We start from the raw sequence: 23,927 nt of genomic DNA, 5'->3' as shown, positions 1-23,927 counted from the left end.
GCATTGCGTTTTGCTTGCCGCCGCTTTGCGCTCGCTTATGCGGTCGCTTTGCGTCCGCATTCTCCCATCGCGCTTTAGCGGATGACCTGGCCTTTTCGCTTTTGGCCTTGTACGTTTCGATGTTTTGGGCTGCTCGCGGCGATATGATTTCGCCGCTGTCGGGGTCCTGCTCGAAAAGCCCTATCGAAACCATGGCCGAAACCCACGTTTTCAGCTCGTCTTCGCCGGTGCATAACGTGTGGCAATGCACCCGCAATGCGCCCGCATCGCAAACGCATATGCCGCGCTCGTCGCGGTGCATCTGCTCGAGCAGATACCAGTACGCATCGACCGCAGCGCCGCCCATCTCGAGCCGCAGCTGCATCACTTTGGGGTCTGTCGCGGCGGTGGTCGAATGGTCGAAGTACATCAAAACGTCTCCACCTCGCCCTCTGGCGCGTGCGGCTGCATCGAATCGACCAGCAGCACGGCTTCCTCGATATCGCCCAGGCTGAACGATTCGGGCGGCTTTCCGATCGCCGCGCCCACGTGCTCCATGGCATCTCGCACCGACACGCCTCGCGACTTAGCGCGGACTAGCGCCGCACGATACTTGTCCATCTGGTTTTGCGGCGGCTGTCGCTGCACCTGCCGAGGCGGCAGCGCGGCGTTCTGGCCGTCATCGTCCTCATCGCCGCATATGCCCCAGTCGATGCTCGCAAGCTGGCGCTTGGCGTACGTGAGCATGCTGCCGTTGCTCTGGGGGTTCGGCACGAACTGCACCGGGTAATCGGACAGGTGCAGCGCATCGCCGGCGCCCACGACCTCGCTGACCAGAACGGCCTCGCCGTTCTCGAGCTTCACGCGCTGGGCGTAGGCAATGCCGTGCTTGGCGCACGCCTTGCGGATGCACCCCTGCACCGCCGCCAAGGTCGCATAGCGGCTTTTATAGTGCGGGTTTGCGCCGTCCAGCTCGGGCTGCTTCACGTCGCACCACGCCGCCGCGTAGCGTTCCTGCAAGCTGGGATTCTCGCTCATACCGCAAGCCTCGCCATCTTGCGCTCGGAAACGCCGAGGGAGACCATCAGGCGCTTGACCTGCTCCGCCTGGGACTCCGTGCCCACGAACGAGAACGAGTACCTGCAAAGCGGCTCGGCTTGCGCCTGCGGGGCGCTCTCGCGCGGCTGCGGGGCCGGGTTGGGCTGCGGGGCGGCATCCGGTGCCGAAACCTTCTCGCGGAGCGCACGCGCCGTCTCTGCGTGCGCAGCGGCGGCGGCCTCGGCATCGCGCAGCCGCTTGTCCTCGGCGAGCGCCGCCCGCACGTCAAGGGTGCGGCAATAAGCCACATCGGCTTCCACGGGGTGCGCAAGCCCTGCCCCCGCGATTTCATCGCGGTCGCGCACGGCCTGCACCACCATGTCATCGAGCGTGTTGCACGCCTTGTTCCCTCCCCATTGCTTTTGCATCAGCTTGGGCTCTGCCCCGATAAACGCGTCCAGCGTTATCAGCTCGACGAGCGAGGGGGCAACGGATTCGTACTCCCCCTGCAAAAGCGAGCGCCGGGCTTCGGCCCAGAGCCTGTCGGCTTCGGCGATCTGCTCGCCGGTCTTGTCGTACACCGATTTCAACCGGTCGCGCAGGTCGTTCAAAGCCCCGTCCGCTTCCGACAAGGCGGCTTTCACGTCCTTGTCCATGGCCTTGCGCTTGTCGTTGATGGCGTTCGCCGCCTTGTTGATGTCGGCGCGAAGCCCGCGAAGCTGCTTGACCTGCTCCTTGTCGGCCGGGTTGATTTCCACGCCCCCGAAAAACCGTTCCACGTTCGCCACGAACTGCTCGATGGCGTCGAGGTTGCCGATTTTGGCCGTCGGCAGCGTGTAGGCGATGGCCGGTTCCGGCACCTTGGCCAGGTTCGCCGGCTCCACCACCTCGGCATGCACTTGCTCAGCGTTCACCTTGGCTCTCCTTCCAATGTCACGATCACGCGGGGGTCCGCCTTGTTGACCCGGTACAGGTCGGGAAGGTTCCCCGCTATCCATCTCCAGTTGTCGTTTTTGATGACTCCGCTCACCACGAGCGCATCCAGGATGTACTTCTTGGCGCTGCTGATGTTGTCCTTGTCTCGCCGCATGTCCGGCTCCACCCACTCGAAGGACACCAGCACGGGCGGCTTCATGGGGACCAGCTTCGCGGCCTTGATGGCCCACAAGACGCGCTCCTGGGTCTCGCGCTTGGCCTTTGCCCCGGCATAGGGGTTGGTCCGGCAGCTGCGCGTGTACTCGTTGAGGCTGGGCAGCTTGCCCGGGACCTCGAAGCGTTGAATCATGACGCGCTCACATCCTCGGCCTCTACCGCCGATTTCGCGTCCTTCCATGTGTCGGCCAGAAAGAACGTCGAGGGGTTTACGATTTCGTGCCACCGCTCTACGAGGTCTATCTCGTCGACGTCCGATTTCCTGAAGTTGATGCATCGCGCCAGCTTCGGACGAAGCATCACCATGTAGCGCGAGAGCACGCTGTACAGGTTGTGGTCGCGCCTTAGCTCGCGCGCGTCGGTGATGGGGATTCCGCGCCGCCGGGCGGCATCGTAGATGTTGTCCCGCTGGAAGCTGCCGTTTCCCCGCTCGGCCTCGATGTGGGCCAGATGCATGATCTTGCGGAACAGCGCGGGATTGTCGCGAATCCAAAGGCATGCGCGGTCCACCTTGTCCAGCGGAGCCTGCGCGCTCACCTTCCGACCTCGCAAATCTGGGATTGCGCGTAGTGCAAGCCGCGCTCGTATCCTCGGTTGTACGCGGTCACCGAGCAGAACACGACCGCGAGGGCCAGCAGGAGCAGCATGACGCCCATGAACCCGGTCCAAATCTCGTCCCCGGTGAAATCGGAGCCGAGCAGGTGATATACTTTCCCCGGCTTCTCTGCCGTTTGCGCGTCACTTTTCCAGGGTCGGCGCGCATTCTTTTTTTCTTCGTGGCGGCAATGAGCCGCCTGGTTGCCTGTTCGCATGTATCCTCCTAACGAAAATCGATGCGGCGGGCTGTATGTCCGCCGCATAAATCGGCTCCGGCACGCTCACGGTCGCGTTTCCGACCTCGTACGTGCCGGGGGCAAACGCCATCGGCTTGTCTTCCATGGCATATGTCCTTTCCTCTGCTTCTCTCATGCCGAATCAGGCCGAGGGAGGTCATGGCGGGTCAGCTCCCCGCTCGCGCCCTTGGCGGCCTTTCATCGGCTATTCGGTTCTCAAGGTGCGTTTCGAATCAGATAGAACGGGTCGCTAGACGAATACGCAGAACAGATAAGCCGCGCATACCACCATCGCTACGGCGGGGATAGCCAAGCAGAAGGCGAAAAGCCCGCAGAGGATTCCGGCCAGAAAATCGTTCATGAAGAACGTCTTGCCGATAATCCAGTCGATGGGGCGATTGATTAGCGGCCCGTGCCTGCTTTCCGCCATCTGCTCCCGCACGAACTCGCGATCTTCTTCGGTCATCGCCCGGTAGTACGGCGCGGCCAGCTTCACTGCTTCCTCGTAGGTCGGCGCGAACGCCGGCTTTGCTCCGCTCATGGCGTGTTCCTTTCGGTAGAATCTCCCGCGAAGGGAGGTGAGAAATATGGACGAGAAGGACTTTGATAAGCACCTGGAAGACGACTCCAGGAATGCCGCAATCGAGCGGGCGATGCGCCTTGCAGAATCCGCGCTGTCCGGGGCAACGGACGCGGGGGCGATTCTGCGAGAGCCTGGCTTGGTGGCGGACTTCGTCACGGAGCTTGCCGTTAGGCTTGCTTCCCTTGACGACGCGCAGATGATAGTTCCCAAGGGAGAGTTCTAGTACGCATCTGCCCGCATGCGACGCTCGCGACCCGCAACGCAAGATCAACATCGGTTCTGGTCGGGGCGTCGCTTTCGAAAATCCTCGTCGCGTACCCACACATGGCCACGAGCATCCGCGTGCTGGGACTCATCTCCTGCTCCTGCTGGTTCTCTTCGCCAGCCTTCTCTTCTTCGCTCATGGGGTTCATCTCCTTACCTGTTGACCAGCCATCCGACTCCCAAGCCCACGAAGAACGCGACCGGGAGAATCAGAGATGCGATCAGCTCCATGTGGTGCCCCTTATGCCGCAGGGATGACGTGATGACCGAACAATTCATCGATGCCGCATTCGAACAAATCTGCGAGCTTCCATGCGTTCTCGAAGCCCATGCCGCCTTTGCCCTGTTCCCAATTGGCAACGGTCGAGACGTTCACTCCGATTGCCTCGGCAACTTCCTGTTGCGTCATACGACGCTTTGCGCGATTAGCGCGCAGGTTGTTCGCCACAGACTCATCGCTGTACGTAGTCATTGCTACCTCCGTTCTTTACCATTTGCTGGCTAATTCGGGCTTTAGTGTTATCCATGTGCGGGGCAATGTCAACAAATAATTTGCAATGTGATTGAAATTTTTACCAGCAGGCGGTAAACTTTTCGCCATCGACAAGGAGGGGCAAATGAGAACAAACCTTCAAGCCATGAGAAAACGCGCTGGGTTTAAGAGCGCGAAGGCATTTGCCGAGTACATGGGGGTTAATGTCAGCACATACACAAAATACGAGCAGGGATTAAGCGAAATGTCGCTTGAAAGAGCATGGGAGTTCGCCGATGCGCTTCATTGTTCACTCGACGAAATAGCCGGCCGCGCAACTCCCGAATCCGATAAACAGGACGAATTTGAGGATGAGCGCCAAGCGAACCTGAACGACTACTACGAATCCATGGACGACGAGAGCAAGGCCGCCATAACCGAGACGGCCAGGATAATGAGCGGGAAGGAGTAGCGGGTAAGCTAATCTTGACGGTGGCAAACGGCGGCATTGGCCGACCGAACGGCAACAGTCATCCAATGCCCGCGCGCAATGACCCCGCCCTGACGTAGCTTTGAAACATGCGCCGATGGGAGCGCATTAAGTAACCCCAAAAGGAAGGAAGGGACAGAGATGGACGAGCAGAACAACGGAGCGCAGGAACCTGCGCAGCAGCAGAACCAGCCGGTTGCCCCGGCTCAGCCCGCCGCTCCTGCCAAGAAAAAGATGAGCAAGGGTAAGATCGCGGCAATCGTCATCGGCGTGCTGTTCGTGTTTGGCGCAATCGGCAGCATCGGCGGCAACGGACAGACCACGACAACCGCAACGACGAACGACAAGCCAGCCGCTACCGAACAAGCCCCAGCTGAGCAGCAGGCAGCTACGGAGGAAAAGGCGCAGGAACCTGCCGCCGAGACCAAAGCGGAAACCGCAGCACCGAAGGCTGAGACCAAGCCCGCTGAGTCGCAGGCCACAACCTCGCAGAAGAACGCGCTGAAGAAGGCGAAGTCTTACCTCAACTATTCCGCGTTCTCCTACTCCGGCCTTATCGAGCAGCTTGAGTTTGAGGGATTCTCAACCGAGGATGCTACCTACGGCGCAGACAACTGCGGCGCTGACTGGATGGTCCAGGCTGAGAAGAAGGCAAAGAAGTACCTCGATTACACCTCGTTCTCTCACTCCGGCCTGGTCGAGCAGCTTGAGTTCGAAGGCTTCACGCCTGAGCAAGCTGAGCACGGCGCAACGAGCCAGGGCCTTTAGGCAACAAGAAAGCCCCGCGCATCATAGGGCTGCCACCCTAGCGCAGGGCTCTTGAGAACACCAACCGAATACACGGAAGGCAAGGTGAATCATACCATGCTCGAATTGCCTGTGGGCAGGTACGTCATGTACCTCAGGAAATCGCGCGCCGACGAGGAGCGCGAGAGAAACGGCGAGTTCGAGACGCTGGGCAAGCATGAGCGCGAGTTGTCCGCGATGTGCCGCCGCATGGCGGTGCCGGTCGAGATGCCGCCACTGCGCGAGCTGGTGAGCGGAGAGAGCATAGCGGCCAGGCCGCGATTCCAGGAGCTTATGGAGATGGTGCAGGCGCGCGAGCTTGCGGGCGTCGTGGTGCACGCCGTGGACAGGCTCGGGCGCGGTGACATGATGGAGTACGGCTACATCCTCTCCGCGTTCCAGTTCACGCGCACGCTCATAGTCACGCCCGGCAAGGTGTACGACCCGGCCGACCCCATCGACCTGCAGCAGCTTCAGCTTCAGATGTTCTTCGCCAACACCGAGATGACCGGCATCAAGCGCCGCATGAGGGAGGGCAAGGACCAGGCCGTGAGGGACGGCCAGTTCATAGCCGCGCACGCTCCGCTGGGATACGACAAGGTGCGCGACGCGCGCGGAATGAAGACGCTCGCGCCCAACGAATGGGCCGCGTGGGCGCGCCGGGCCTTCGAGTGGACGGCCGACCCGGCAATCTCCATGAGCGAGATATCCCGCAGGTTGAAGGCGGCGGGAGTGCCCGGGCAGTGGGACCCGGCGAGGGTGAAGGTGCTCATACGCAACCCCGCGTACAAGGGCATGGTGTCGTGGAACGTGAGGGTGACCAAGATCAAGGGGCGCGACGGCATGACCATCGAGAAGTGCCATGCCAAGGGGGACGAGCCGATACTCGCCGACGGGCTGCACCCGCCCATCGTTGACGATGAGCTGTGGGACGCGGCGAACAGGCGCCTGAAGGCCGGCGAGTCGCACGTAAAGCGGTCGGCCCCGCTCAGGAACCCGCTCGCGGGAGTCCTGCGGTGCGCGAAATGCGGCCGCGCCATGGTGTACGCGAAGAGCGACCCGCGCCGGACGGGCCGCTGCTACGAATATGTTCGGCACCCGCTGAACCGCGCGTGCACGTGCCCTCCCGCCCCGCTTTCGCTCCTGGTCGGGCTTGTGTCGGAGTCACTGGAGAGCGCCGCGCTCGAATGCGAGGTCGCTGCAGAGTCGGGCGAGGACCCGGCCAAGGCGCTGGAAGCCGAGCGCGAGGGCGTGGAATCGGCCATCGCCAAGGCTTCGGCGAAGGTCGAGCGCCTTGTTGAGCTTTACGTGTCGGGCGGCATGGACGCGCCCGAGTACGTTGAGCGGCGCCGCGACATGGACGCGCGAATCGCGGAGATGCGCGCCAGGCTCGACGAGCTGGCCCAGGAGCGGCCGGAGCCGCCCGAGGCCGTGGCCATGCGCCTCAAGGACATCATGCGGGCGCTGCGCGATGACGACGTGCCGCCGAGCGACAAGAACGCTCTGCTCAGGGCGATGGTCGAGCGCATCGACTACGCCAACGACGCGGACGGGCGCGGAAAGCCGCAGGTGGCCATAACCATACACATGCGCAGGTAGCTACTCGCCCATGACGTCGCGCCGCAGCTCGTCGTCGGTCATGCCCTCCCGGCGCTCGCGCTTCCATTTCGTTAGTGATGATTGATACCTCATTTGAATGAGCTCCAGCACCACCGCGAACACCATGGCGCAGTACACCATGAGCTTTTCCATGTGCATGTCGAGCACCTCGATGCCGGAGTTGATGCCCAGCGAATCGAAGAACAGCAGCAAGCCGATGACGGTGATGAACACCAGGGCCAAGATCTTCATCTCCGTGTGCCTGTTGATGAAATCGGCGATGGCGTCGATGAACACCATCATGATGACGATGGCGAAGATGACCGCCATGATCATGATGATCAGATGCTCCGCCAAGCCCACCGCGGTGATGACCGAGTCGATGGAGAACACCAGGTCCATGACCATGATGGTGACGATAGCCTGGCCCAGGCCGATGCGGTGCAGCTGCTTGTGCTCCTCGGAATGCGCGGCCTTCTCCTCAGTCAATGCCAGCACGTCGCGAAGCTCGTCAATGCCCTTGTAAATCAAATATGTGCCGCCCGCCAACAGCACCAGGTCGCGTACGTTGAACGCATGCTGGAAAAAGCCCAGGTCCAAAGTGAACAGCGGTTTGGCCATATGCACCAGATAGCTTGCGAAGCACAGGAAGATGCAGCGCGATATCATAGCGCCGAGCAAACCGAGCTTGCGACCGATGTGCTGGTGTTCGGGCGCCAAGCGGTTGGTGGTGATGGAGATGAACACGATGTTGTCCACGCCCAGCACCACCTCCAAAAACATCAGCGTCAGCAAGCTGATCCAAGCTTCGGGTGTGGCGAAGATGGAAAAGTCCATAAACATTGCTCCTTTACGTCGTTTCGTCCGATCCAAAGCACGCCATTGCGCACGGCGCGCGGTTTACCCCATCTCCTCGGATGAGCAGCGCAACAAAAAAAGACTCATGGCGCAACGCTTTGAAAACGTTGCGCCATGAGTCTTGCAATTTCAGGTACGCCAGACCGTTGCCGGCCACGATGTTGAACGCACCGCAGGTATGTCCTGCCAGCTACTCCCCCATGGGCATTCCGTAGGCTACCATGAGCGCCCCCTCGGGGCAATGCTATACTTACCCACGCACACAAACCGACTAAAAACACCGACAGGCAGGTACCCATGTCGTTATTCCATCGTCATACCGATTATTCCATCGAACAGGGCAATATCCGCTACATGGACGGCTCAAGCCTGCTGCGCCCTATGGACATGCCGCGCAGCCAGCAGATCGTCATGGCGGTTTTCGTCGTCATCGCCGTGATCATCGGCGTTCGCCTAGCGGCCGGGGCCATCACCGCGGTGAACGATTCAAACGCCCAAAGCCAAGCAAGCGTCGAGGAGAACCTCTCGCGCACGGTCAGCTACAACTTACCCGTTCTCACGCAGATGGCGGATATGGACGATCAGGCGATTCTGGATTCGCTCTCGGCAGCGGGCTACACCGTGTACAACCGAACCGCAGAAGACACCGCCGGCCTTGACCTGGTCAAGCTTCCCGAAGACGTCACCGTTGCCGATGCAGCCGCCATGTACGCGAAGGGCGTGGGCGGCCTTTCGGCATCCCAAGCGGCACTGCTGCTCAACGGCAGCTGGACGCTTACCGTCGACCGCTCCGATACCTTGACCATGGCGGTCAAGTACGCCGATTTCTCCTCGAGCACGCTCGAGGCCGCCATCCAGGCAGCCGTCGCCGCCGAGGGATTCCAGGCCGCAAGCACGTCCACGGACACCGACGAGGTGGGCAACACCTTCCAAACCGGCACCATCGATGTGGACGACGTCACCTACACCTGGCGCGTGTCCGCGGCGCCGCTGTCGGACAAATACGACATCAAGGGCCTGCCGAGCACCGCGGCATACGTGGGCATCCGCCTGACGGCCATGTAAGGCGGCTCTGCATGCAGCAAGAAGCCCCGAAAATCGCGAAGCGCCGTGATCGCGAGGAGAAGACCATCTCGCAGATGGTGGCGCTGTACTGCGCCGGCAACCATGAGCCTGCCAGCAGGACCGAAACCGCGGTATGCGGCGAAGCCGTGTGCCCGGAATGCGCCCAACTTGACGAATACGCGGCGTTGCGCACGCGCCGATGCCGCAAGATGCACGTGAAAACCAGCTGCGACGCCTGCGAGAACCACTGCTACAAGCCGGAAATGCGCGAACGTATTCGCCAAGTGATGCGCTACAGCGGCCCCCGCATGATGACGAAGCACCCCATTGCCGCCATCAGGCATTTGCTAGGAAAATGAAACCGAAACGGCCATGCGATCGCATGGCCGTTTCCCTTATGCCCACAAACCGTAGCACCTACCCCCTGGGATGCGCCCGATGGTGCTCAGCGCCCAATCGCTCGGGAGTGGTATGCGTGTAAATCTGCGTGGTAGACAGGCTGGCATGCCCGAGCATCTCCTGAACGCTACGCAGATCGGCGCCACCGCCGAGCACATCGGTAGCGAAGGTGTGGCGCAGGTCGTGCGGCGTGATGGTGGACGTAAGCCCCGCAGCGGCAAGCGCCTGCTTGAACATCTTGCGCATCGCATCGGTGCCCATTTGGTTGCCGCGCGTCGAAACGAAGAAGTACGGGCATTCCTTATCCTTGACAAGCACGGGCCGCGCAAACAGCAGGTACGTGCGCATGCTCGAAAGGGCAAGGTCGTGCAAGGGCACGATGCGCTCCTTAGACCCCTTGCCGAGCACACGGCATTGGCCCTGATCGAAATCAACCGCGGAAAGCAATAGCCCCGAAGCCTCCGATACGCGCGCGCCGCATGCATACAGAAACTCGAGCAGCGCCTGATTGCGCATCTCGGAAGGCGTGCGCTCATCGCATCCTTGGGAATCAAGCCGTTTGCCGTATACGCCTAGCAGCGCGACAACGTCTTGCGGGCGAAGATGATGCGGCAGGCGCTGCGGCTGCTTGGGGCCCGAAAGCGCGCTGGCGGGATCCTCGCACACGATCCCGTTGACGTTGAGCCACTGAAAGAAGGTTCGCACGGCGGACAGCCTGCGATTCACCGTGGCACGCGAGTACTGCGCCTGTTCAAGCTGGCTTAAATAACGGCGAAGCTGCCGGTGGGTAGGATGCAGCCCATCGACGCGGGTGCGCTTGGCCCATCGAGCATAATCGAGTAAGTCGATGCGATACGCGCGCAACGTGTTCGCAGAGGGGTTGCGCTCGGTACGCCACGAGCCGATGAAGCGCTCGATAGCCGAGAACAGATGCGCATCCACATCCTTGGGCGCCTTATCGTCGCAAGCGGATTCAGCCTTAGGCGCCATGCCCGGCAGCTTCCCCCGCGCAGCTCAAAAGCCCGCATGCGCGCAACTCTTCGCAATAACGTTCAAGAGCCTGCGTCCCGCGCTCGGCGTAGGCCGCATAGCGCTGCCCCTTGTTGCGGATTCGCTGCTCAAGCGGCTCCATGATGCCGAAGTTCACATGCATGGGCTGATAATCGACGGTGTCGGGACCGGTAGCGTATGCCAGCAATGCGCCGAACGCCGTTTCCGCCGGCAGCTGCGGAGCCTTTACGCCGCCGAGCAGCGCGGCAACATGCAGCGCCGCATGAAGCCCGGAGCGGATCGCCTCGCAATAGCCCTCGGTGCCCGCCAGCTGACCCGCCACGAACACCGGCACATCGATGCCACCGGTGCTGCGAAGCCTAAGCTCGGGCGTCAACAGCTTCGGGGCGTTGATGAACGTGTTGCGATGCATGACGCCATAACGCGCGAACTCAGCGTGTTCCAAACCCGGGATCATACGGAACACGCGCTTTTGCTCGGGGAACGTCAAATTGGTTTGGAAGCCCACCAGGTTATAGCTTTCCCCATGCGCATCCTCGGCGCGCAGCTGCAAGGCCGCCCACGGGCGCCTGCCCGTGGCGGGATCGGTCAGGCCGACGGGCTTGAGCGTGCCGAAGCGGGGCGCATCGACGCCCTTGCGAGCGATCTCCTCGATAGGCTGGCAAGCCTGGAACAGGTCGCGTGTCTCGAATTCGCGGCGGATCACGCGATCGGCGCCGACCAGCTGTTCGATGAACGCCTCGTATTCCTCGCGTGAAAACGGCGCGTTCAGGTAATCACCCACCTGGCCGCCCGCATCCTCGTAGCGGCTTTGACGGAACAGCTTGTCCATGTCCAGCGAATCGGCCATGACGATGGGAGCCGCCGCATCGTAGAACGCCATATGGTCCGACCCGGTGATCCGGGACAGCGATTCAGCCAAAGCATCGGAAGTCAGCGGACCGGACGCTAGGATGACGGCATCGGCGCCCTCGCAGGCCTGCTGCACCGAGCGCACCTCCGCATGCTCCAGGGAAATGCGCGGGTGCTCCTGGATGCGCTGCGTGATCTGGCGAGCGAACGCCTCGCGATCGACCGCAAGCGCACCGCCGGCCGCCACGGCATTATCAAGGGCGGCGGCGTGCACCTGCGAGCCGAGCGCGGCAAGCTCGGCTTTCAGCATGCCCGCCGCGCTTTCCGGCTTCGTGCTCTTCAAGCTGTTCGAGCAGACCAGCTCGGCGCACAGGCCGGTTTTATGCACGGGCGTGCCCTTTTCAGGGCGCATTTCCACAAGGCGGACCGAGAACCCTCGGTCCGCTAGCTGCAAGGCCGCCTCGCTTCCTGCAAGACCGGCCCCGATGATTGAGATTCGTTTCATAGTTTCCATAGGCCATAGCATACCAGACGCTAGGCCCGTGGCCCCCAACGCCCATCAGGATAACGCGCGAACGAACCTGCTTGCTCGCCTACCGCCAACCGCCCCATCAGCCAGGCGCGCGCATCCCGCTTGCCACAGTGCTCGCTGGCCAGTTCGAAGAGCTGCTCCATACCTAACGGCTCCGCCTGCAGCGCAGCCGTAATCGGGTCCGCAGCCACGCGGCTTGCGCTGCGGGCGCCCCTCGAGCCGACCGACCCTGCTTGACTCCCTTTCCCGCTCAGCTCATCAGCATCTTGCATCTTCAGGCAGCCGAACACGCTGAACAGCACATCGGAAAACGATTCATCGTCGACTACGGGAAACGCCCCCTGCACGAGCAAACGATTCGCCCCCTTCGAGGAAGCCGAGTTGATGGCGCCGGGCACCACTAGCACGTCACGACCTGCCGCAAGCGCTTCGTCAGCGGTGGAGAAGGTCCCTGAAGGCAAACCGGCCTCCACGATTAGCGTCGCCCGCGCCAAACCCGCGATAAGCCGGTTTCGCGTGCGGAACTGCTGGGGCAAGGCCGGCGCGTCCCAAGCGTGTTCGGATACCACCGCCCCGCCGGAAAGCGCTATTCGTTCGAACAGGCCCGCATGCTCTCGGGGGTACGGAACGTCGCAGCCGCCGCCCAAAAAAGCCACCGTGGGCGCGCCTTCGGAAAGCGCAGCCTCGTGCGCGGCGGCGTCGCAGCCCCGTGCGCCGCCGGATATCACCGTGATACCCCGCTGCGCCGCAAACCGCGCGAAGCGCTTCGCCGCTCCGATGCCGTAAGGCGTGGCCTTGCGCGCACCGACCACGGCAAGACCTTCCGTAAGCGCCTCGGGGTAGCCCAGCACGTACAGCCGCTTCGGCGGTCGCGGGATGACGCGCAAAGCATCGGGGAACCGTGGATCGTCGGGCAACAGCACTGTCCTCATCCCCGCCAACCGCACACCCTGCCCATCAGATCTCCCAACCGTCATCATGCGCCCCCTTCGCGCAACCGGAATCCCACCGCTTCGCATAAGTGGTCTCGGCCCACCTTAGACACCTGCTCCATATCGGCGATGGTTCGAGCCAGCGCCAACGTGCGCATGATGGCGCGTCCGCTCATCGACCCCGATGCGGCCAGCTTCTCCAAAAAGTCACGATCAGCTTCGCTCATCGCGCACGACTCGACCAGCACCTCGGCCTGACGAGCGCGCTCATCCAAACCTGTGGTGCTGCGGCGCCACGATGCGTATTCCCGAGCCGCAAGCACGCCTTCGCGAAGCTTCGCCGACGAGGTCCCGTGACCCGTCGAGAGCACCTGACCCGGCGGGATGCGGGCAACATCGATATGCACGTCGATACGGTCCATGAGCGGTCCGCCCACACGTCCCTGGTACTGATGCACCTGGCGCTGGGAGCAGGTGCACGTGCGCTCTGAATCGCCGAAAAAGCCGCAGGGGCACGGGTTGGCAGCCGCCACCAACATGAAGCGCGCAGGAAAGCGGACGCTTCCATCGGCTCGCGTGACCACCACTTCGCCGGCCTCCATGGGCTGCCGAATGCCCTGCAGCACCGAAGGCGCAAACTCGGGCAGCTCGTCCAAAAACAGCACCCCGTTATGCGCCAGCGAGATGGCGCCTGGTCGCGGAGGCGAGCCCCCGCCCACCAAACCCGCCAGAGACGCACAATGATGAGGCGCATGAAACGGCCTGATCCCCGCCAGCAGCGGCGCGGCATCCCGACCGGAAACGGAATGGATGATCGCCGCCTCAAGCGTTTCCGAGCGCGATAAAGGAGCCAAGATCGAAGGCAGGCGCGACGCCAGCATGGTCTTGCCGGAGCCCGGAGGACCCATCATCAGCAGACCATGGCCGCCGGCCGCCGCTATCTGAAATGCGCGCTTGGCCATGTCATGACCCGCGATGTCGCGAAAATCAAGTTCTTGGGGCTTTTCGGGCGCCAACGCGCCCCCAAGTTCGGCGAACTCCCCACGGCGCAGCTGCCCAAGCGACTCAATAACGCGCCGCCTTATGCCCTCTATGCGCCCCGCGCCGTCCTCAGCCGCGCTGACAAGCGCAAGATCCTGCCGCTGGGCGCACAAGGCATAAGCAAGCAAGCCGGCAATCGGCCGCACCGTCCCTTCCAACGAGAGCTCCCCAGCAAACAGCACGCCATCGAGCACAGCAGGGTTCACTTGGCCCGTTGCGCACAGCAAGCCGACGGCTATGGGAAGGTCGAATCCGGAACCGGTTTTACGCAGCGCACTCGGCGCAAGATTCACCACCACTTTGCTGCTCGGCATGCTGAAACCGCAGGCGCGCAACGCAGCTCGCACGCGCTCCCTCGATTCCTGCACCGAAGCATCGGCCATTCCCACGACCGAAAAGCCCGGCATGCCATTGCTCACGCACACTTCGACCTCAACGGGAACCGCCTGCACGCCGCGCAACGTTGCGGCGTGCACCACGCACGACGCGCTCATAGCACCTCGGCCCCGAAGGCGTTGATGTAATGACGGATGGTGGCATGCGCGTTGTCCGTGACGACCAGCGACATGACATCGAAGCGCACCTGCAGATCTTGCACATCGTATCTGCTTGCGAAAAGCTCGGCGATCTTGAGATACTTGCCGCGTTTTTTGCTGTCGACGGCTTCGCTCGGAAAGCCCTTCTCAGTACTCGATCGCGTCTTCACCTCGGCAAACACCAAGATATCATCATCACGTGCGATGATATCCGCCCCGCCAGCCTGGCACGTCCAGTTACGCGCGATAATCTCATAACCGCGCGACACCAGGTAACGCGCCGCGACATCCTCCCCTAAACGGCCCAGGCGCTTGTTATGTAAATTGGGTTGGTTGGCAGCTCCCTCGGCATCTTTGGAAGCCTGGTTTGCGCTTTGTTCGTCTTGTTGATCGTCATGGCGTGATTCGGCCATAGCGTGCTCCTTTCCTCGCTATGACCCACCTTAACGACGCCATCTTGCGCAACCCTTGTGCGAACCTTGCAGATAACGCCACGTAATCTAACGAAGCCAGGAACGATAAGCCATCGCAAGCTGCATCAATTCACACCAAATCAGGTGGCATGCATGTAAAGGCCCCTTTCAGGCTTGCAGATAAAGCAAAGCATGCCAATCTTTCAGAATAACGCTCACCGTCGCCCAGCCACGCACGCAATTCCTAGGCACTGCGCAGACACCAATCAGAACAAGCTTTCCTGTGTGAATGCATGGCAAAAGGAAGCCCGATGAATCGGGCAAAGCCCATGGTCCTTGATAGCCTGGATATGCGCGGCGCTGGCATATCCTTTGTTAGACGAGAAATCATACTCGGGATACTGCCGGGCATACTCGCACATAAGCGCATCGCGCTCAACCTTCGCCACAATGGAAGCCGCTGCGATGGAAGCGCATTTCCCGTCGCCTTTCACCACGTTCACCTCTCTCGGGTCCATGTGCAATGGGTTGCCATCGAGCAGCACCGTGTCGGGCTTCACGCCAGCTGCCTCCACTTCCGCAAGGGCAGCCCGAAACGCATGCAACAAGGAAGCCGTCATCCCATTGGCATCGATATCCCCGGATGAAACGTATTGGACGGTCCAGGCAAGTGCAATCTCCTTGATGCGAAGAGCAATGACCTCGCGCGATTCCGGTTTCACCTGCTTGGAATCATTAAGCCCTGGGATATGCGGCTTATCCGGCAGCACCACTGCGCCAACCGCCAACGGACCCGCCAACGGACCTCGTCCAACCTCATCAAGGCCGACCACCAAGCCCCCATGAGCAATATCGGTTTGGAAGGCATACATGCCCTCCAGGCGCGCAGCTTCCTGAGCCTCGAGGGCAAGTCGCCTTCGAGCCGATTCGACCGCCGCACGAACCCCCTTGCGCGTATCCGCAACCAACGAGCGCTCAAGAACGGCGAACTCGGTCGCATCGGCAGCTTGCAGCTTTGATTTAATTTCGGCAACCGTTGGACCCATGGTTTCCTCTCCTGTATGGCGTGCAGTAACGTATGGCCGCCAGTACCCCTGGTCTGGAAGCAGCCTATCTCGAAATCACGTCCGGAATCGCACGATTCGCATTCAGCGCAAGCCACGCGAAAAGGCCGGCCCTGCCGCACTCGGCGTTAGGATTTGCGCGATTTGCATTCAGCTCAAGAACGGCTCCGTGGACGATAGCCTCTCGAAGCTATCTGACTTCGCTCGAACCAGCACAGCCGCCACACAAAAATGAACGATACTCTCTCGGACCTTTTTCGTCCCAGCCGATAGAGCCAAATCCAAGCGCAAGTAAATTTAGACGTGTTGCGAATCAAAAAGAACCCCTCCTCCATTCGGATGAGGGGTTCTTGAAGTCGCAAATGCCGAATGTCGGCTTAGCGGAAGGACTTCTCCTTGATCTTGGCGGCCTTGCCCACCTTGTCGCGGAGGTAGTACAGCTTGGCACGACGGACATCGCCCTTACGGGTGACCTCGATCTTGTCGATCTTCGGGGAGTGCACCGGGAAGGTACGCTCAACGCCGATGGAGAAGCTGATCTTGCGGACGGTGAACGTCTCGCGAACGCCATGGCCGTGACGACGGATCACGTCGCCCTGGAACACCTGGATACGCTCACGGTTACCCTCGGTGATGCGGTAGTGAACCTTGACGTTGTCGCCAACGTGGAATTCGGGGAGATCGGACTTGATCTGCTGCTGCTCGATTGCGCGAATGATATCCATTGCCTGTTCCTTCTTATATGTTCAGTAAAACCTTTACTTGTCACAAGACACGGTTGGACAGTATACCGCCATTGCCCTTATCGTGCAAGTTTTTTGGTCCGCTAGCTGCGAATTCCTTCACAACTACCCGAGTTCGACCAGCTGAGCCTCTACGCGGGCCAGCTGATCCTCGATCTCGGCAAGCTTGGCGCGGTCCTTCTCCACGATCTCAGGGGCAGCCTTTGCCAAGAAGCCCGGATTGGACAGCTTCTTGGAGAACTTGGCGGCATCGCCGGCCAGCTTCTTCTGCTCCTTGGCAAGACGGGTGCGCTCGGCATCGAAATCGACCATGCCGGTGAGCACGCTGTACACCTCGGCACCCTCGACCACCACAGCCGCGCTTTCGGCGGGCTTAGGCGCGCCAGCGGCAACCGTGAACTCGGACACGCGGGCCATGACGGAGATTTGCGAGGAAAGCTCCTCGAGCACGGATACGTTCTCGGGCTGAGCATTCACCACAACCGCAAGCTCCTGCTTCGGGCTGATGCCGTAGCGGGCACGCGTGGAGCGCACGGCGCCCACGACGCCGCACAGCATGCTGACCGCGCGCTCAGCGTCGGGGTCGATCCAGGACGCAAGCGTCTCAGGCTCGGGCCAAGCCGCAACCATGAGCGCGGGCTTCTCGCCTTCGGCCTTGGGCAGATGCTCCCAGATGGCCTCGGTCACGAACGGCATGGCCGGATGCAGCAGACGAAGCGCGTTGTCCAGCACGAACACCAGGTTGCGCTGTGTCTGCAGGCGCTCCTCGCCTTCGGCGCGCAAGCTGGCCTTCGAGAACTCGATATACCAGTCGCAGAACTCGTTCCAGAAGAAGTTGTGCAGCTCGCGCGCAACCTCGCCGAACTGGTATGCGGACAGACCGTCGGTGACCACCTGGGAAAGGCGGGCAAGGCGGCTGAAGATCCACGCATCCGCCTGAGTGCGCGCCACGGGCTCGCCAGGAGTGAAGCCCTCCAGGTTACCGAGCACGAAGCGGCTAGCATTCCAAATCTTCGTAACGAACGAACGCGCCTGCTCGGTACGCGGGCTGTCGATAAGCTCGCGGGTCTTCTTGTCGATGTTGGCATCGAAGCGGACGTCCTGGTTGTTGGTGACCAGCGTGAGCAGGTTGAAGCGCATGGCATCGGCGCCGTACTTCTCGATAAGGTCCATGGGGTTGACGCCGTTGCCCTTGGACTTGGACATGCGGGTGCCGTCCTTGGCCAGGATGGTGGCGTAAATGACCACGTCATGGAACGGAATCTCGTCCAGGAAGTACGTGGAGGCCATAATCATGCGAGCAACCCACAGCGCGATGATATCGCGCGCGGTGAACAACGCGGCCGTGGGATGATGCCCCTTTAGAAGCTCCATGTTGTCGGGCCAACCCTGCGTGGCGAAGGTCCACAGCTGGCTGGAGAACCAGGTGTCCAGAACATCCTCGTCCTGGCGCACGTGATGGCCGCCGCACTTCGGGCACACATCGGTGTCCTCCATGAGCGCATCTTCCCAACCGCAATCCTCGCAGTAGAACACGGGGATGCGATGACCCCACCACAGCTGGCGGGAGATGCACCAGTCCTTAAGGTTCTCCATCCAGGTAAGGTAGGATTGCGTCCAGCGCTCAGGATGGAACTTGATGTTGCCGGAGGTGACGGCTTCGGTGGCCGGCCCCTTCAGCTTGTCGACGGCAACGAACCACTGCTCGGACAGCCACGGCTCCAATGCAGAGTCGCAACGGTAGCAATGCATGACCGAGTGATGATGGTCCTCAACGTGATCGAGCAGGCCGTGCTCCTCGAACCACGCCACCACGGCCTCGCGGCACTCCTCACGGCTCATGCCGGTGAACTCGCCGTAGCCCTCAACGACATGCGCCGTCTCGTCGAAGATGTTGATCTTCTCCAACCCGTGGCGCTCGCCCATGGCGAAGTCGTTGGGGTCATGGGCAGGAGTGACCTTCACGAAACCAGAGCCGAAACCCGCGTCGACATAGAAATCGGAGAAGATCGGGATTTCGCGATCCATGATGGGCAGCATGACCTTCGCGCCCACGAACTTATCCTTATCATGGTCTTTCGGAGACACCGCAACGCCCGTGTCGCCCAGCATGGTTTCGGGACGGGTGGTTGCGACCACGATGTAATCCTGGCCGTCGATAGGCTCGACCAACGGGTAGCGCAGATGCCACAGATGGCCGTCTTCCTCTTTGTACTCGGCCTCGTCATCGGCGATGGCCGTGGTGCAATGCGGGCACCAGTTCACGATGCGCTTGCCGCGATAGATCAGGTCGTCGTGATACCAATCGCAGAACACCTTGCGCACGCCCTTGGCGTAATCGTCATCCATGGTGAAGTGCGGATCGGAGAAATCAACGGAGCAGCCCATGCGCTTGACCTGCTCGACGATGAACCCGCCGTACTCGTTGGTCCAGTCCCAGCACGCATCGATAAACTTCTCGCGGCCGATCTCGCGACGCGAGATGCCCTCGGCGGCAAGCTTCTTGTCCACCTTGGTCTGCGTGGCGATGCCAGCGTGGTCCGTTCCCAGGATCCAGCGCGTGGAACGCCCGCGCATGCGGTTGAAGCGCACAAAGGTATCCTGGATGGTGTCATCCATGGCATGGCCCATATGCAGCTTGCCCGTGACGTTCGGCGGCGGGATGGTCACCGTGCAATCACCGACGCCGGCACTGCGACGGTAATAGTCGCCCTCAAGCCACTTGTCCAGCATGCGCTGCTCAACGGCGGCGGTATCGTAGGTTTTCGGCATTTCTTCCATGTTAGACGCTCATCTCCGGTTGCTCGGGAATAGAGGCGATCACCGGGGGGGTCTCCCCCGTGATATCGGTGGCGCGAACCACCACCGTCGAAGCACCTTCGTGCTCCGGCAGGTCATACATAACGTTTTGCAGCACGCGCTCGCAGATGCTGCGCAGACCGCGCGCGCCCGTGCCGTGCTCCAAAGCCTCGCGCGCGATGGCGCGAAGGGACTCGTCGGTAAACGTCAGCTCGGATTCCTCGAATTCGAACATGCGCTTGTACTGCTTGACCAACGCGTTCTTCGGCTCGGTCAGGATGCGCACCAGATCATCCTCGGAAAGCTCGGACAAGCTGGTGACGACCGGGATGCGGCCGACGAATTCGGGGATCATGCCGAACTTGTTAAGATCCTCAGGCAGAACCTGCGCAAGCAGCGCGGCATCCGCGTGTTTTTTCGACTCGGGCATATCGGCATTGAAGCCCAAGCCCGACTTGCCGACGCGCTCGGCGATGATGTCCGCCAAGCCCACGAACGCACCGCCCAGGATGAACAGGATGTTGGTGGTGTCGATATGGATAAGCTCCTGCTGAGGATGCTTACGGCCGCCCTGCGGCGGCACGGACGCCTCGGTGCCCTCCACGATCTTGAGCAGCGCCTGCTGAACGCCTTCGCCGGACACATCGCGCGTGATGGAAAGGTTCTCAGCCTTACGGGCCACCTTGTCGATCTCGTCGATGTAGATGATGCCGATCTCGGCTCGCTCGATATTGAAATCAGCAGCCGTGATGAGCTTGAGCAGGATGTTCTCGACGTCCTCGCCGACATAACCGGCCTCGGTGAGCGTGGTCGCATCCGCGATGGCGAACGGAACCTGCAGCGTACGGGCGAGCGTTTGGGCAAGCAGCGTTTTGCCGGAGCCCGTAGGCCCCAACAACATGATGTTCGATTTCGCGAGCTCGACATCGCCTTCCTTGGCCTGCTCGCCAAGGCTGATGCGCTTGTAATGGTTATACACCGCAACGGACAAAGCCCGTTTCGCAGCCTCCTGCCCCACTACATGCTCGGACAATTCGGCATACAGCTCATGAGGCGTAGGGAGCTGCGAGAGCACGAGCTCGGGGCTAGGCGCCGCGGCTTGCTCCATATGAGCCTCTACAACCCTGTCGTTACCGGCTTCGCCCATGGCGGGCACCTGCAAACCCAGGTCGCGCATCATGGCGTCAGCGCATACGGAGATGCACTCATCGCAGATATAGATGCCGTTCGGGCCCGAGATCATGGCCGCAACCTGATGCGGATGCTTACCGCAGAATGCGCACACGATGTCCTTTGGGTCCTTGCCCGCGTATTGATCGTCGTGTCTATCGTTCATCGAGATTATCGTTCCTATTCAGATTTGGCCATTGCCGCACGGGACGTGACGATACGGTCGACAAGGCCGTACTCGAGAGCCTGCTCGGCGGTCATGTAATTGTCGCGTTCGGTGTCGCGCTGGATGGTTTCCAGAGACTGACCGGTGTTATCGGCCAGGATCTTGTTCAGGCGCTGGCGAGTTTTCAGCATGAAGTCTGCCACGATGGCGATCTCGGTCTGCTGACCCTGAGCCCCACCAGAAGGCTGATGGATGAGCACCATGGAATTGGGCAGGCACAGACGCTTGCCCTTCGCGCCGTTGGACAGCAACACGGCCGCCATGGAAGCGCATTCGCCCAAGCAGATGGTGGAAACGTCGCACTTGATGAAGTTCATGGTATCAAGGATGCCCAGACCAGCGGTCACGCTGCCGCCCGGGGAGTTGATGTAGAGGCTGATGTCCTTTTCAGGATCAGCCGACTCCAGATGAAGCAGCTGCGCGACAACGGAGTTGGCCACCTGGTCGTCGATCTGCTCGCCCAAGAAGATGATGCGCTCGTTGAGCAGGCGGGAATAGATATCGTAGCTGCGCTCGCCACGCGGCGACTGCTCCACAACGTAGGGGATCAGAGCAGAATGTGGGTTGAAACTCATGTAAGCCTCGCTTCTCTTGAAAAGCCGCCGCAGCGGCCAAAAGGTTTGATAGCTATAGTGCGGCAACATGGCCGCGCGCGCAAGCGCTATGACGCATTCATGGAGTAACCACAGCCCGCCCAGGCGTGCGCACGATCACGCGCGCACCTCCTGGGCGGGCTGAAAATGGCTGACAGCTTGTGCTATTCGGCGTCGTCGGCCTTGGCAGCCTTCTTAGCGGTCTTCTTGGCCGGCTTCTCGTCGGCGGCCTTCGGCTGAACCTCGGTAACAACCGCCTTGTCCATCAGGTCCATGACGGCCTTCGTGCGCAGCACGCCCTCGCGCACCATGTGAAGCTGGCCGTTCTTGCGCCAATCCTCTTCCAGGGCAGCCGGATCCTCGACGCCGGACTTCACGAACTCCATGGTGACATCGGCGTCGGAGACCTGCATGTCGAAATGACGTGCCCAGGCATCCAGAGCCAGGTCCTGCTTGACGTTGTCAGCGGCCTGCAGCTTGATGTCGTCCTTGAAGTTCTCGGCCTTCAGGCCCATCTGCTGCAGATAGGCGTCGAAGGACATGCCGGAAGCCTGCAGCTGCTGGAACAGCTCCTGCAGCAGGTTAGCCTCGGCAGCCTCGGCCATGGCAGCGGGAACCTCGACATCCATGCGCTCGATGAGCTTGTTCAGGCAAGCGCGCTCCTTCAGGCCCGGCAGCATGGACTTCTTCTGAGCGGTCAGGCTCTCGGCCAGACGAGTGCGCAGGTCCTCGACGCTCTCGAAGCCCAGGGTCTCCTTGACCCACTCATCGGTGACCTCGGGGAGGATCTTCTTGCGGACGGCCTTGACCTCGACGTCGAAGTGGATCTTCTCGGTCTTGTCCTTGAGGGCGCGCAGCAGAACGGGCGGGTTGGCCGGCATGTCTAGGTCGAACTCTGCGGTCTGGCCCTTCTTCAGGCCCACCAGCTTCTCCTCGAACTCCTCGGGCAGAAGGCCGGCGCCCATGGTGTAGGGGCGCTCCTCGGTGGACAGGCTCTCGATGGCCTCGCCCTTGTCGTCGGTGGACTTCATGGCGATGGTCAGCTCGGAGTCGACCTTGACCTTGGTGTTGGCCGGGGCATCCTTGAACGTGAAGTAATGCTCGCGGAAGTGCTCGATCTGATCTTCGATCTCCTCATCGGTGGCCTCTTCGCCGGGAAGCTCGATCTCGACGGGCTCGTAGCTGTCCAGCTCGACCTCGGGCTTGCACTCGATGGTGAAGGTGTAGGAATACTCCTTGCCGTCCTCGACCAGGCCGGGCTCCTCAGCGAACTCAGGCTTGCTGATCGGGAACAGGCCCTTTTCGTCGATGGCGATGGGGGAAAGCCCGTTCACCACTTCGTCGGCGACGGAAGCGCGGACGGCATCCTTGCCCAGAGCGTTGTCGATAATGGGACGCGGGGCCTTGCCCTTGCGGAACCCGGGGAAGTTGTACTTGTTAGCGAATTCCTTATACGTATTCTTGATACGGGCGTCGACGTCCTTGGCATCGAGGGTGATGGTCACCTTCGCGCGGTTGCCCTCAAGAGCCTCAACTTTAGTTTCCACGTAGCTATCCTCCATCGTTACTTGCTCATAGGTGCTATAGCGCACCGACCTGTTATTATGGCACATTCCACCCGCTCGATAAAGCTAAGGTCCCGCGTTCACGAACGAACCACGGAAACGCAAGCATCGGCCGCGCAATGGGACGCGTGAAAACCACCGCGCCGCTTGCCACATTTGCCTACCAAAACGAACCTGTTCAGGGTATCATAACTATATCTGAAAACGCACACTCAACGCACCAGAGGAAATCATCATGGCTTCCATCGAATTGAACATCCTGCAAGAGCGGGAACTTGGCCGCTTGCTTGATTACGAACGCGCAACCTGCACCGTCGACGGCGAGCTGGTGTATCGCTGCGCATTCCCGTTGCGTCCCGACGATGATCTGCAGCGCGAGCTGATCGAACGAGGCGCGCTCGCCAAGCGTCCGGACGATCGCCGAGGCACTGTGGTAGCCATCACCACCGACGGCTACTCCTACTTCCCCGCCAAGCGCAAGGAGCAGGAAGAGCGCAACCGAGATAAGCATCATGACACCCGGCTTGTGGGTCTTTCGGCTTGCTTCGCTGCTGCATGCGTGATCATCGGTTTTTTGTTGGGCAGGTTTGTGGGATAACTCGCAATCCCCTCTTCCGTAAACGATTAAGGGCGCTTAGGCGCCCTTTTTCATTGCCCGCACCTATAAACCCCGCATAACACAATCGAGCGTCATTGACAGCGCCACATAAGGCGTGCCCCTTGTTGGTGCATGCTTGTCGCAACCGTTTCCGCCCTTGGAGGTTTTCGATATCGGTCAACGGCATCCAGTGACCATCCCAACCCAAAACCCTCCTAAGCGAACCCCGAACGCCAACCGCCACACGCAGGGCGCGCCCAAATGCCGGACCGGACATCAAATCAGGACCACCCGCATAGCGGGTGGTTTGCTCTTAGGGTATAACCCATGGAAG

The 23,927-nt window shown here is 61.1% G+C and carries 27 protein-coding genes; 7 read left to right on the top strand and 20 right to left on the bottom strand.

Translation table 11 applies throughout. From position 1 onward, the window contains the following. From RDW26_RS08655 to RDW26_RS08625, 7 genes are all read right to left on the bottom strand, one after another. A partial coding sequence (locus RDW26_RS08655; protein ID WP_307983283.1) for a Lin1244/Lin1753 domain-containing protein occupies positions 1-409 on the bottom strand: 409 nt, incomplete at its 3' end. After that, positions 409-1,017: an ERF family protein gene (locus RDW26_RS08650; RefSeq protein WP_307983282.1), complete on the bottom strand. Its 609-nt coding sequence runs from the start codon at positions 1,015-1,017 to the stop codon at positions 409-411. The genes RDW26_RS08650 and RDW26_RS08655, both read right to left, overlap by 1 nt. Further along, the gene (locus RDW26_RS08645; protein ID WP_307983281.1) at positions 1,014-1,931 is read right to left on the bottom strand and encodes a DUF1351 domain-containing protein; all 918 of its coding nucleotides are present in this window, start codon (positions 1,929-1,931) and stop codon (positions 1,014-1,016) included. Before RDW26_RS08645 ends, RDW26_RS08650 begins: the two co-directional genes overlap by 4 nt. Next, positions 1,928-2,302: a hypothetical protein gene (locus RDW26_RS08640; protein ID WP_307983280.1), complete on the bottom strand. Its 375-nt coding sequence runs from the start codon at positions 2,300-2,302 to the stop codon at positions 1,928-1,930. Before RDW26_RS08640 ends, RDW26_RS08645 begins: the two co-directional genes overlap by 4 nt. Next, a complete protein-coding gene (locus RDW26_RS08635) occupies positions 2,299-2,706 on the bottom strand; it encodes a hypothetical protein (protein ID WP_288579455.1) in 408 nt (135 codons plus the stop codon). Before RDW26_RS08635 ends, RDW26_RS08640 begins: the two co-directional genes overlap by 4 nt. Next, a complete protein-coding gene (locus RDW26_RS08630) occupies positions 2,703-2,981 on the bottom strand; it encodes a hypothetical protein (RefSeq protein WP_307980353.1) in 279 nt (92 codons plus the stop codon). Before RDW26_RS08630 ends, RDW26_RS08635 begins: the two co-directional genes overlap by 4 nt. 271 nt (positions 2,982-3,252) lie before the next feature. After that, positions 3,253-3,543, bottom strand: coding sequence for a hypothetical protein (locus RDW26_RS08625; RefSeq protein WP_307983279.1), 291 nt, complete (start codon positions 3,541-3,543; stop codon positions 3,253-3,255). A gap of 46 nt (positions 3,544-3,589) precedes the next feature. On the opposite strand from RDW26_RS08625, the gene RDW26_RS08620 reads away from it, so the two are divergent. Then, complete coding sequence (locus RDW26_RS08620) at positions 3,590-3,808, top strand: hypothetical protein (RefSeq protein WP_307980359.1); 219 nt, start codon at positions 3,590-3,592, stop codon at positions 3,806-3,808. 282 nt (positions 3,809-4,090) lie between these two features. On the opposite strand, the gene RDW26_RS08615 is transcribed toward RDW26_RS08620, so the two are convergent. Then, positions 4,091-4,321: a helix-turn-helix transcriptional regulator gene (locus tag RDW26_RS08615; protein WP_307983278.1), complete on the bottom strand. Its 231-nt coding sequence runs from the start codon at positions 4,319-4,321 to the stop codon at positions 4,091-4,093. A gap of 145 nt (positions 4,322-4,466) precedes the next feature. Here RDW26_RS08615 and RDW26_RS08610 point away from each other — a divergent pair, with 145 nt between their 5' ends. From RDW26_RS08610 to RDW26_RS08600, 3 genes are all read left to right on the top strand, one after another. Continuing rightward, positions 4,467-4,793, top strand: coding sequence for a helix-turn-helix transcriptional regulator (locus RDW26_RS08610; protein WP_307983277.1), 327 nt, complete (start codon positions 4,467-4,469; stop codon positions 4,791-4,793). A 159-nt stretch (positions 4,794-4,952) separates the two neighbouring features. After that, positions 4,953-5,579 (top strand): Ltp family lipoprotein, encoded by a 627-nt coding sequence (locus RDW26_RS08605; protein ID WP_307983276.1) that lies wholly within the window; start codon positions 4,953-4,955, stop codon positions 5,577-5,579. Positions 5,580-5,675: 96 nt separating this feature from the next. After that, positions 5,676-7,196: a recombinase family protein gene (locus tag RDW26_RS08600; RefSeq protein ID WP_307983275.1), complete on the top strand. Its 1,521-nt coding sequence runs from the start codon at positions 5,676-5,678 to the stop codon at positions 7,194-7,196. Here RDW26_RS08600 and RDW26_RS08595 read toward each other — a convergent pair whose 3' ends face one another. Next, positions 7,197-8,033, bottom strand: coding sequence for a TerC family protein (locus RDW26_RS08595; RefSeq protein ID WP_307983274.1), 837 nt, complete (start codon positions 8,031-8,033; stop codon positions 7,197-7,199). A gap of 318 nt (positions 8,034-8,351) precedes the next feature. On the opposite strand from RDW26_RS08595, the gene RDW26_RS08590 reads away from it, so the two are divergent. Continuing rightward, a complete protein-coding gene (locus tag RDW26_RS08590) occupies positions 8,352-9,119 on the top strand; it encodes a hypothetical protein (protein WP_307983273.1) in 768 nt (255 codons plus the stop codon). A gap of 11 nt (positions 9,120-9,130) precedes the next feature. After that, entirely contained in the window at positions 9,131-9,478 is a 348-nt protein-coding gene (locus tag RDW26_RS08585; protein WP_307983272.1) for a nitrous oxide-stimulated promoter family protein, read from the top strand. 58 nt (positions 9,479-9,536) lie between these two features. Here the strand turns inward: RDW26_RS08585 and RDW26_RS08580 are convergent, their stop codons facing one another. The 11 genes from RDW26_RS08580 to tig form a co-directional block, all read right to left on the bottom strand. After that, entirely contained in the window at positions 9,537-10,508 is a 972-nt protein-coding gene (locus RDW26_RS08580) for a tyrosine recombinase (protein ID WP_307983271.1), read from the bottom strand. Further along, positions 10,498-11,886, bottom strand: a complete 1,389-nt coding sequence (gene trmFO / locus RDW26_RS08575; RefSeq protein ID WP_307983270.1) for a methylenetetrahydrofolate--tRNA-(uracil(54)-C(5))-methyltransferase (FADH(2)-oxidizing) TrmFO — start codon at positions 11,884-11,886, stop codon at positions 10,498-10,500. Before trmFO ends, RDW26_RS08580 begins: the two co-directional genes overlap by 11 nt. 29 nt (positions 11,887-11,915) lie before the next feature. Next, positions 11,916-12,893 carry a DNA-processing protein DprA gene (dprA, locus tag RDW26_RS08570; protein ID WP_307983269.1) on the bottom strand — a complete coding sequence of 326 codons (978 nt, stop codon included), beginning with the start codon at positions 12,891-12,893 and terminating at the stop codon, positions 11,916-11,918. Continuing rightward, on the bottom strand, positions 12,890-14,380 hold the full coding sequence (locus RDW26_RS08565; RefSeq protein WP_307983268.1) for a YifB family Mg chelatase-like AAA ATPase: 1,491 nt from the start codon (positions 14,378-14,380) through the stop codon (positions 12,890-12,892). Before RDW26_RS08565 ends, dprA begins: the two co-directional genes overlap by 4 nt. After that, entirely contained in the window at positions 14,377-14,835 is a 459-nt protein-coding gene (locus RDW26_RS08560) for a YraN family protein (RefSeq protein ID WP_307983267.1), read from the bottom strand. Before RDW26_RS08560 ends, RDW26_RS08565 begins: the two co-directional genes overlap by 4 nt. Before the next feature lie 266 nt (positions 14,836-15,101). Then, the gene (locus RDW26_RS08555) at positions 15,102-15,881 is read right to left on the bottom strand and encodes a ribonuclease HII (protein WP_307983266.1); all 780 of its coding nucleotides are present in this window, start codon (positions 15,879-15,881) and stop codon (positions 15,102-15,104) included. A gap of 395 nt (positions 15,882-16,276) precedes the next feature. Continuing rightward, on the bottom strand, positions 16,277-16,624 hold the full coding sequence (gene rplS, locus RDW26_RS08550) for a 50S ribosomal protein L19 (protein WP_042433961.1): 348 nt from the start codon (positions 16,622-16,624) through the stop codon (positions 16,277-16,279). A gap of 123 nt (positions 16,625-16,747) precedes the next feature. Continuing rightward, entirely contained in the window at positions 16,748-19,423 is a 2,676-nt protein-coding gene (locus tag RDW26_RS08545) for a valine--tRNA ligase (protein ID WP_307983265.1), read from the bottom strand. Between the two features lies 1 nt (position 19,424). After that, entirely contained in the window at positions 19,425-20,777 is a 1,353-nt protein-coding gene (gene clpX / locus RDW26_RS08540; protein ID WP_307983264.1) for an ATP-dependent Clp protease ATP-binding subunit ClpX, read from the bottom strand. A gap of 14 nt (positions 20,778-20,791) precedes the next feature. After that, complete coding sequence (locus RDW26_RS08535; RefSeq protein WP_307983263.1) at positions 20,792-21,412, bottom strand: ATP-dependent Clp protease proteolytic subunit; 621 nt, start codon at positions 21,410-21,412, stop codon at positions 20,792-20,794. Between the two features lie 182 nt (positions 21,413-21,594). Further along, on the bottom strand, positions 21,595-22,977 hold the full coding sequence (tig, locus tag RDW26_RS08530) for a trigger factor (protein WP_307983262.1): 1,383 nt from the start codon (positions 22,975-22,977) through the stop codon (positions 21,595-21,597). Positions 22,978-23,230: 253 nt separating this feature from the next. On the opposite strand from tig, the gene RDW26_RS08525 reads away from it, so the two are divergent. Then, positions 23,231-23,593: a hypothetical protein gene (locus tag RDW26_RS08525; RefSeq protein ID WP_114620725.1), complete on the top strand. Its 363-nt coding sequence runs from the start codon at positions 23,231-23,233 to the stop codon at positions 23,591-23,593. The last annotated feature ends 334 nt before the right edge of the window (positions 23,594-23,927 follow it).

The organism is uncultured Senegalimassilia sp. (assembly GCF_902464545.1).
GTDB lineage: Bacteria > Actinomycetota > Coriobacteriia > Coriobacteriales > Eggerthellaceae > Senegalimassilia.
Note: the sequence above shows the minus strand (reverse complement) of the source record. Positions and strands in the feature narration are given on the sequence as shown.

Excerpts from the sequence above, each read along its gene's own strand:
- RDW26_RS08650 (WP_307983282.1), bottom strand. The coding sequence starts at position 1,017 with ATGAGCGAGAATCCCAGCTTGCAGGAACGCTACGCGGCGGCGTGGTGC.
- RDW26_RS08640 (WP_307983280.1), bottom strand. The coding sequence starts at position 2,302 with ATGATTCAACGCTTCGAGGTCCCGGGCAAGCTGCCCAGCCTCAACGAG.
- RDW26_RS08630 (WP_307980353.1), bottom strand. The coding sequence starts at position 2,981 with ATGCGAACAGGCAACCAGGCGGCTCATTGCCGCCACGAAGAAAAAAAG.
- RDW26_RS08625 (WP_307983279.1), bottom strand. The coding sequence starts at position 3,543 with ATGAGCGGAGCAAAGCCGGCGTTCGCGCCGACCTACGAGGAAGCAGTG.
- RDW26_RS08620 (WP_307980359.1), top strand. The coding sequence starts at position 3,590 with ATGGACGAGAAGGACTTTGATAAGCACCTGGAAGACGACTCCAGGAAT.
- RDW26_RS08615 (WP_307983278.1), bottom strand. The coding sequence starts at position 4,321 with ATGACTACGTACAGCGATGAGTCTGTGGCGAACAACCTGCGCGCTAAT.
- RDW26_RS08610 (WP_307983277.1), top strand. The coding sequence starts at position 4,467 with ATGAGAACAAACCTTCAAGCCATGAGAAAACGCGCTGGGTTTAAGAGC.
- RDW26_RS08605 (WP_307983276.1), top strand. The coding sequence starts at position 4,953 with ATGGACGAGCAGAACAACGGAGCGCAGGAACCTGCGCAGCAGCAGAAC.
- RDW26_RS08600 (WP_307983275.1), top strand. The coding sequence starts at position 5,676 with ATGCTCGAATTGCCTGTGGGCAGGTACGTCATGTACCTCAGGAAATCG.
- RDW26_RS08595 (WP_307983274.1), bottom strand. The coding sequence starts at position 8,033 with ATGGACTTTTCCATCTTCGCCACACCCGAAGCTTGGATCAGCTTGCTG.
- RDW26_RS08590 (WP_307983273.1), top strand. The coding sequence starts at position 8,352 with ATGTCGTTATTCCATCGTCATACCGATTATTCCATCGAACAGGGCAAT.
- RDW26_RS08585 (WP_307983272.1), top strand. The coding sequence starts at position 9,131 with ATGCAGCAAGAAGCCCCGAAAATCGCGAAGCGCCGTGATCGCGAGGAG.
- RDW26_RS08580 (WP_307983271.1), bottom strand. The coding sequence starts at position 10,508 with ATGGCGCCTAAGGCTGAATCCGCTTGCGACGATAAGGCGCCCAAGGAT.
- trmFO (WP_307983270.1), bottom strand. The coding sequence starts at position 11,886 with ATGAAACGAATCTCAATCATCGGGGCCGGTCTTGCAGGAAGCGAGGCG.
- dprA (WP_307983269.1), bottom strand. The coding sequence starts at position 12,893 with ATGATGACGGTTGGGAGATCTGATGGGCAGGGTGTGCGGTTGGCGGGG.
- RDW26_RS08565 (WP_307983268.1), bottom strand. The coding sequence starts at position 14,380 with ATGAGCGCGTCGTGCGTGGTGCACGCCGCAACGTTGCGCGGCGTGCAG.
- RDW26_RS08560 (WP_307983267.1), bottom strand. The coding sequence starts at position 14,835 with ATGGCCGAATCACGCCATGACGATCAACAAGACGAACAAAGCGCAAAC.
- RDW26_RS08555 (WP_307983266.1), bottom strand. The coding sequence starts at position 15,881 with ATGGGTCCAACGGTTGCCGAAATTAAATCAAAGCTGCAAGCTGCCGAT.
- rplS (WP_042433961.1), bottom strand. The coding sequence starts at position 16,624 with ATGGATATCATTCGCGCAATCGAGCAGCAGCAGATCAAGTCCGATCTC.
- RDW26_RS08545 (WP_307983265.1), bottom strand. The coding sequence starts at position 19,423 with ATGGAAGAAATGCCGAAAACCTACGATACCGCCGCCGTTGAGCAGCGC.
- clpX (WP_307983264.1), bottom strand. The coding sequence starts at position 20,777 with ATGAACGATAGACACGACGATCAATACGCGGGCAAGGACCCAAAGGAC.
- RDW26_RS08535 (WP_307983263.1), bottom strand. The coding sequence starts at position 21,412 with ATGAGTTTCAACCCACATTCTGCTCTGATCCCCTACGTTGTGGAGCAG.
- RDW26_RS08525 (WP_114620725.1), top strand. The coding sequence starts at position 23,231 with ATGGCTTCCATCGAATTGAACATCCTGCAAGAGCGGGAACTTGGCCGC.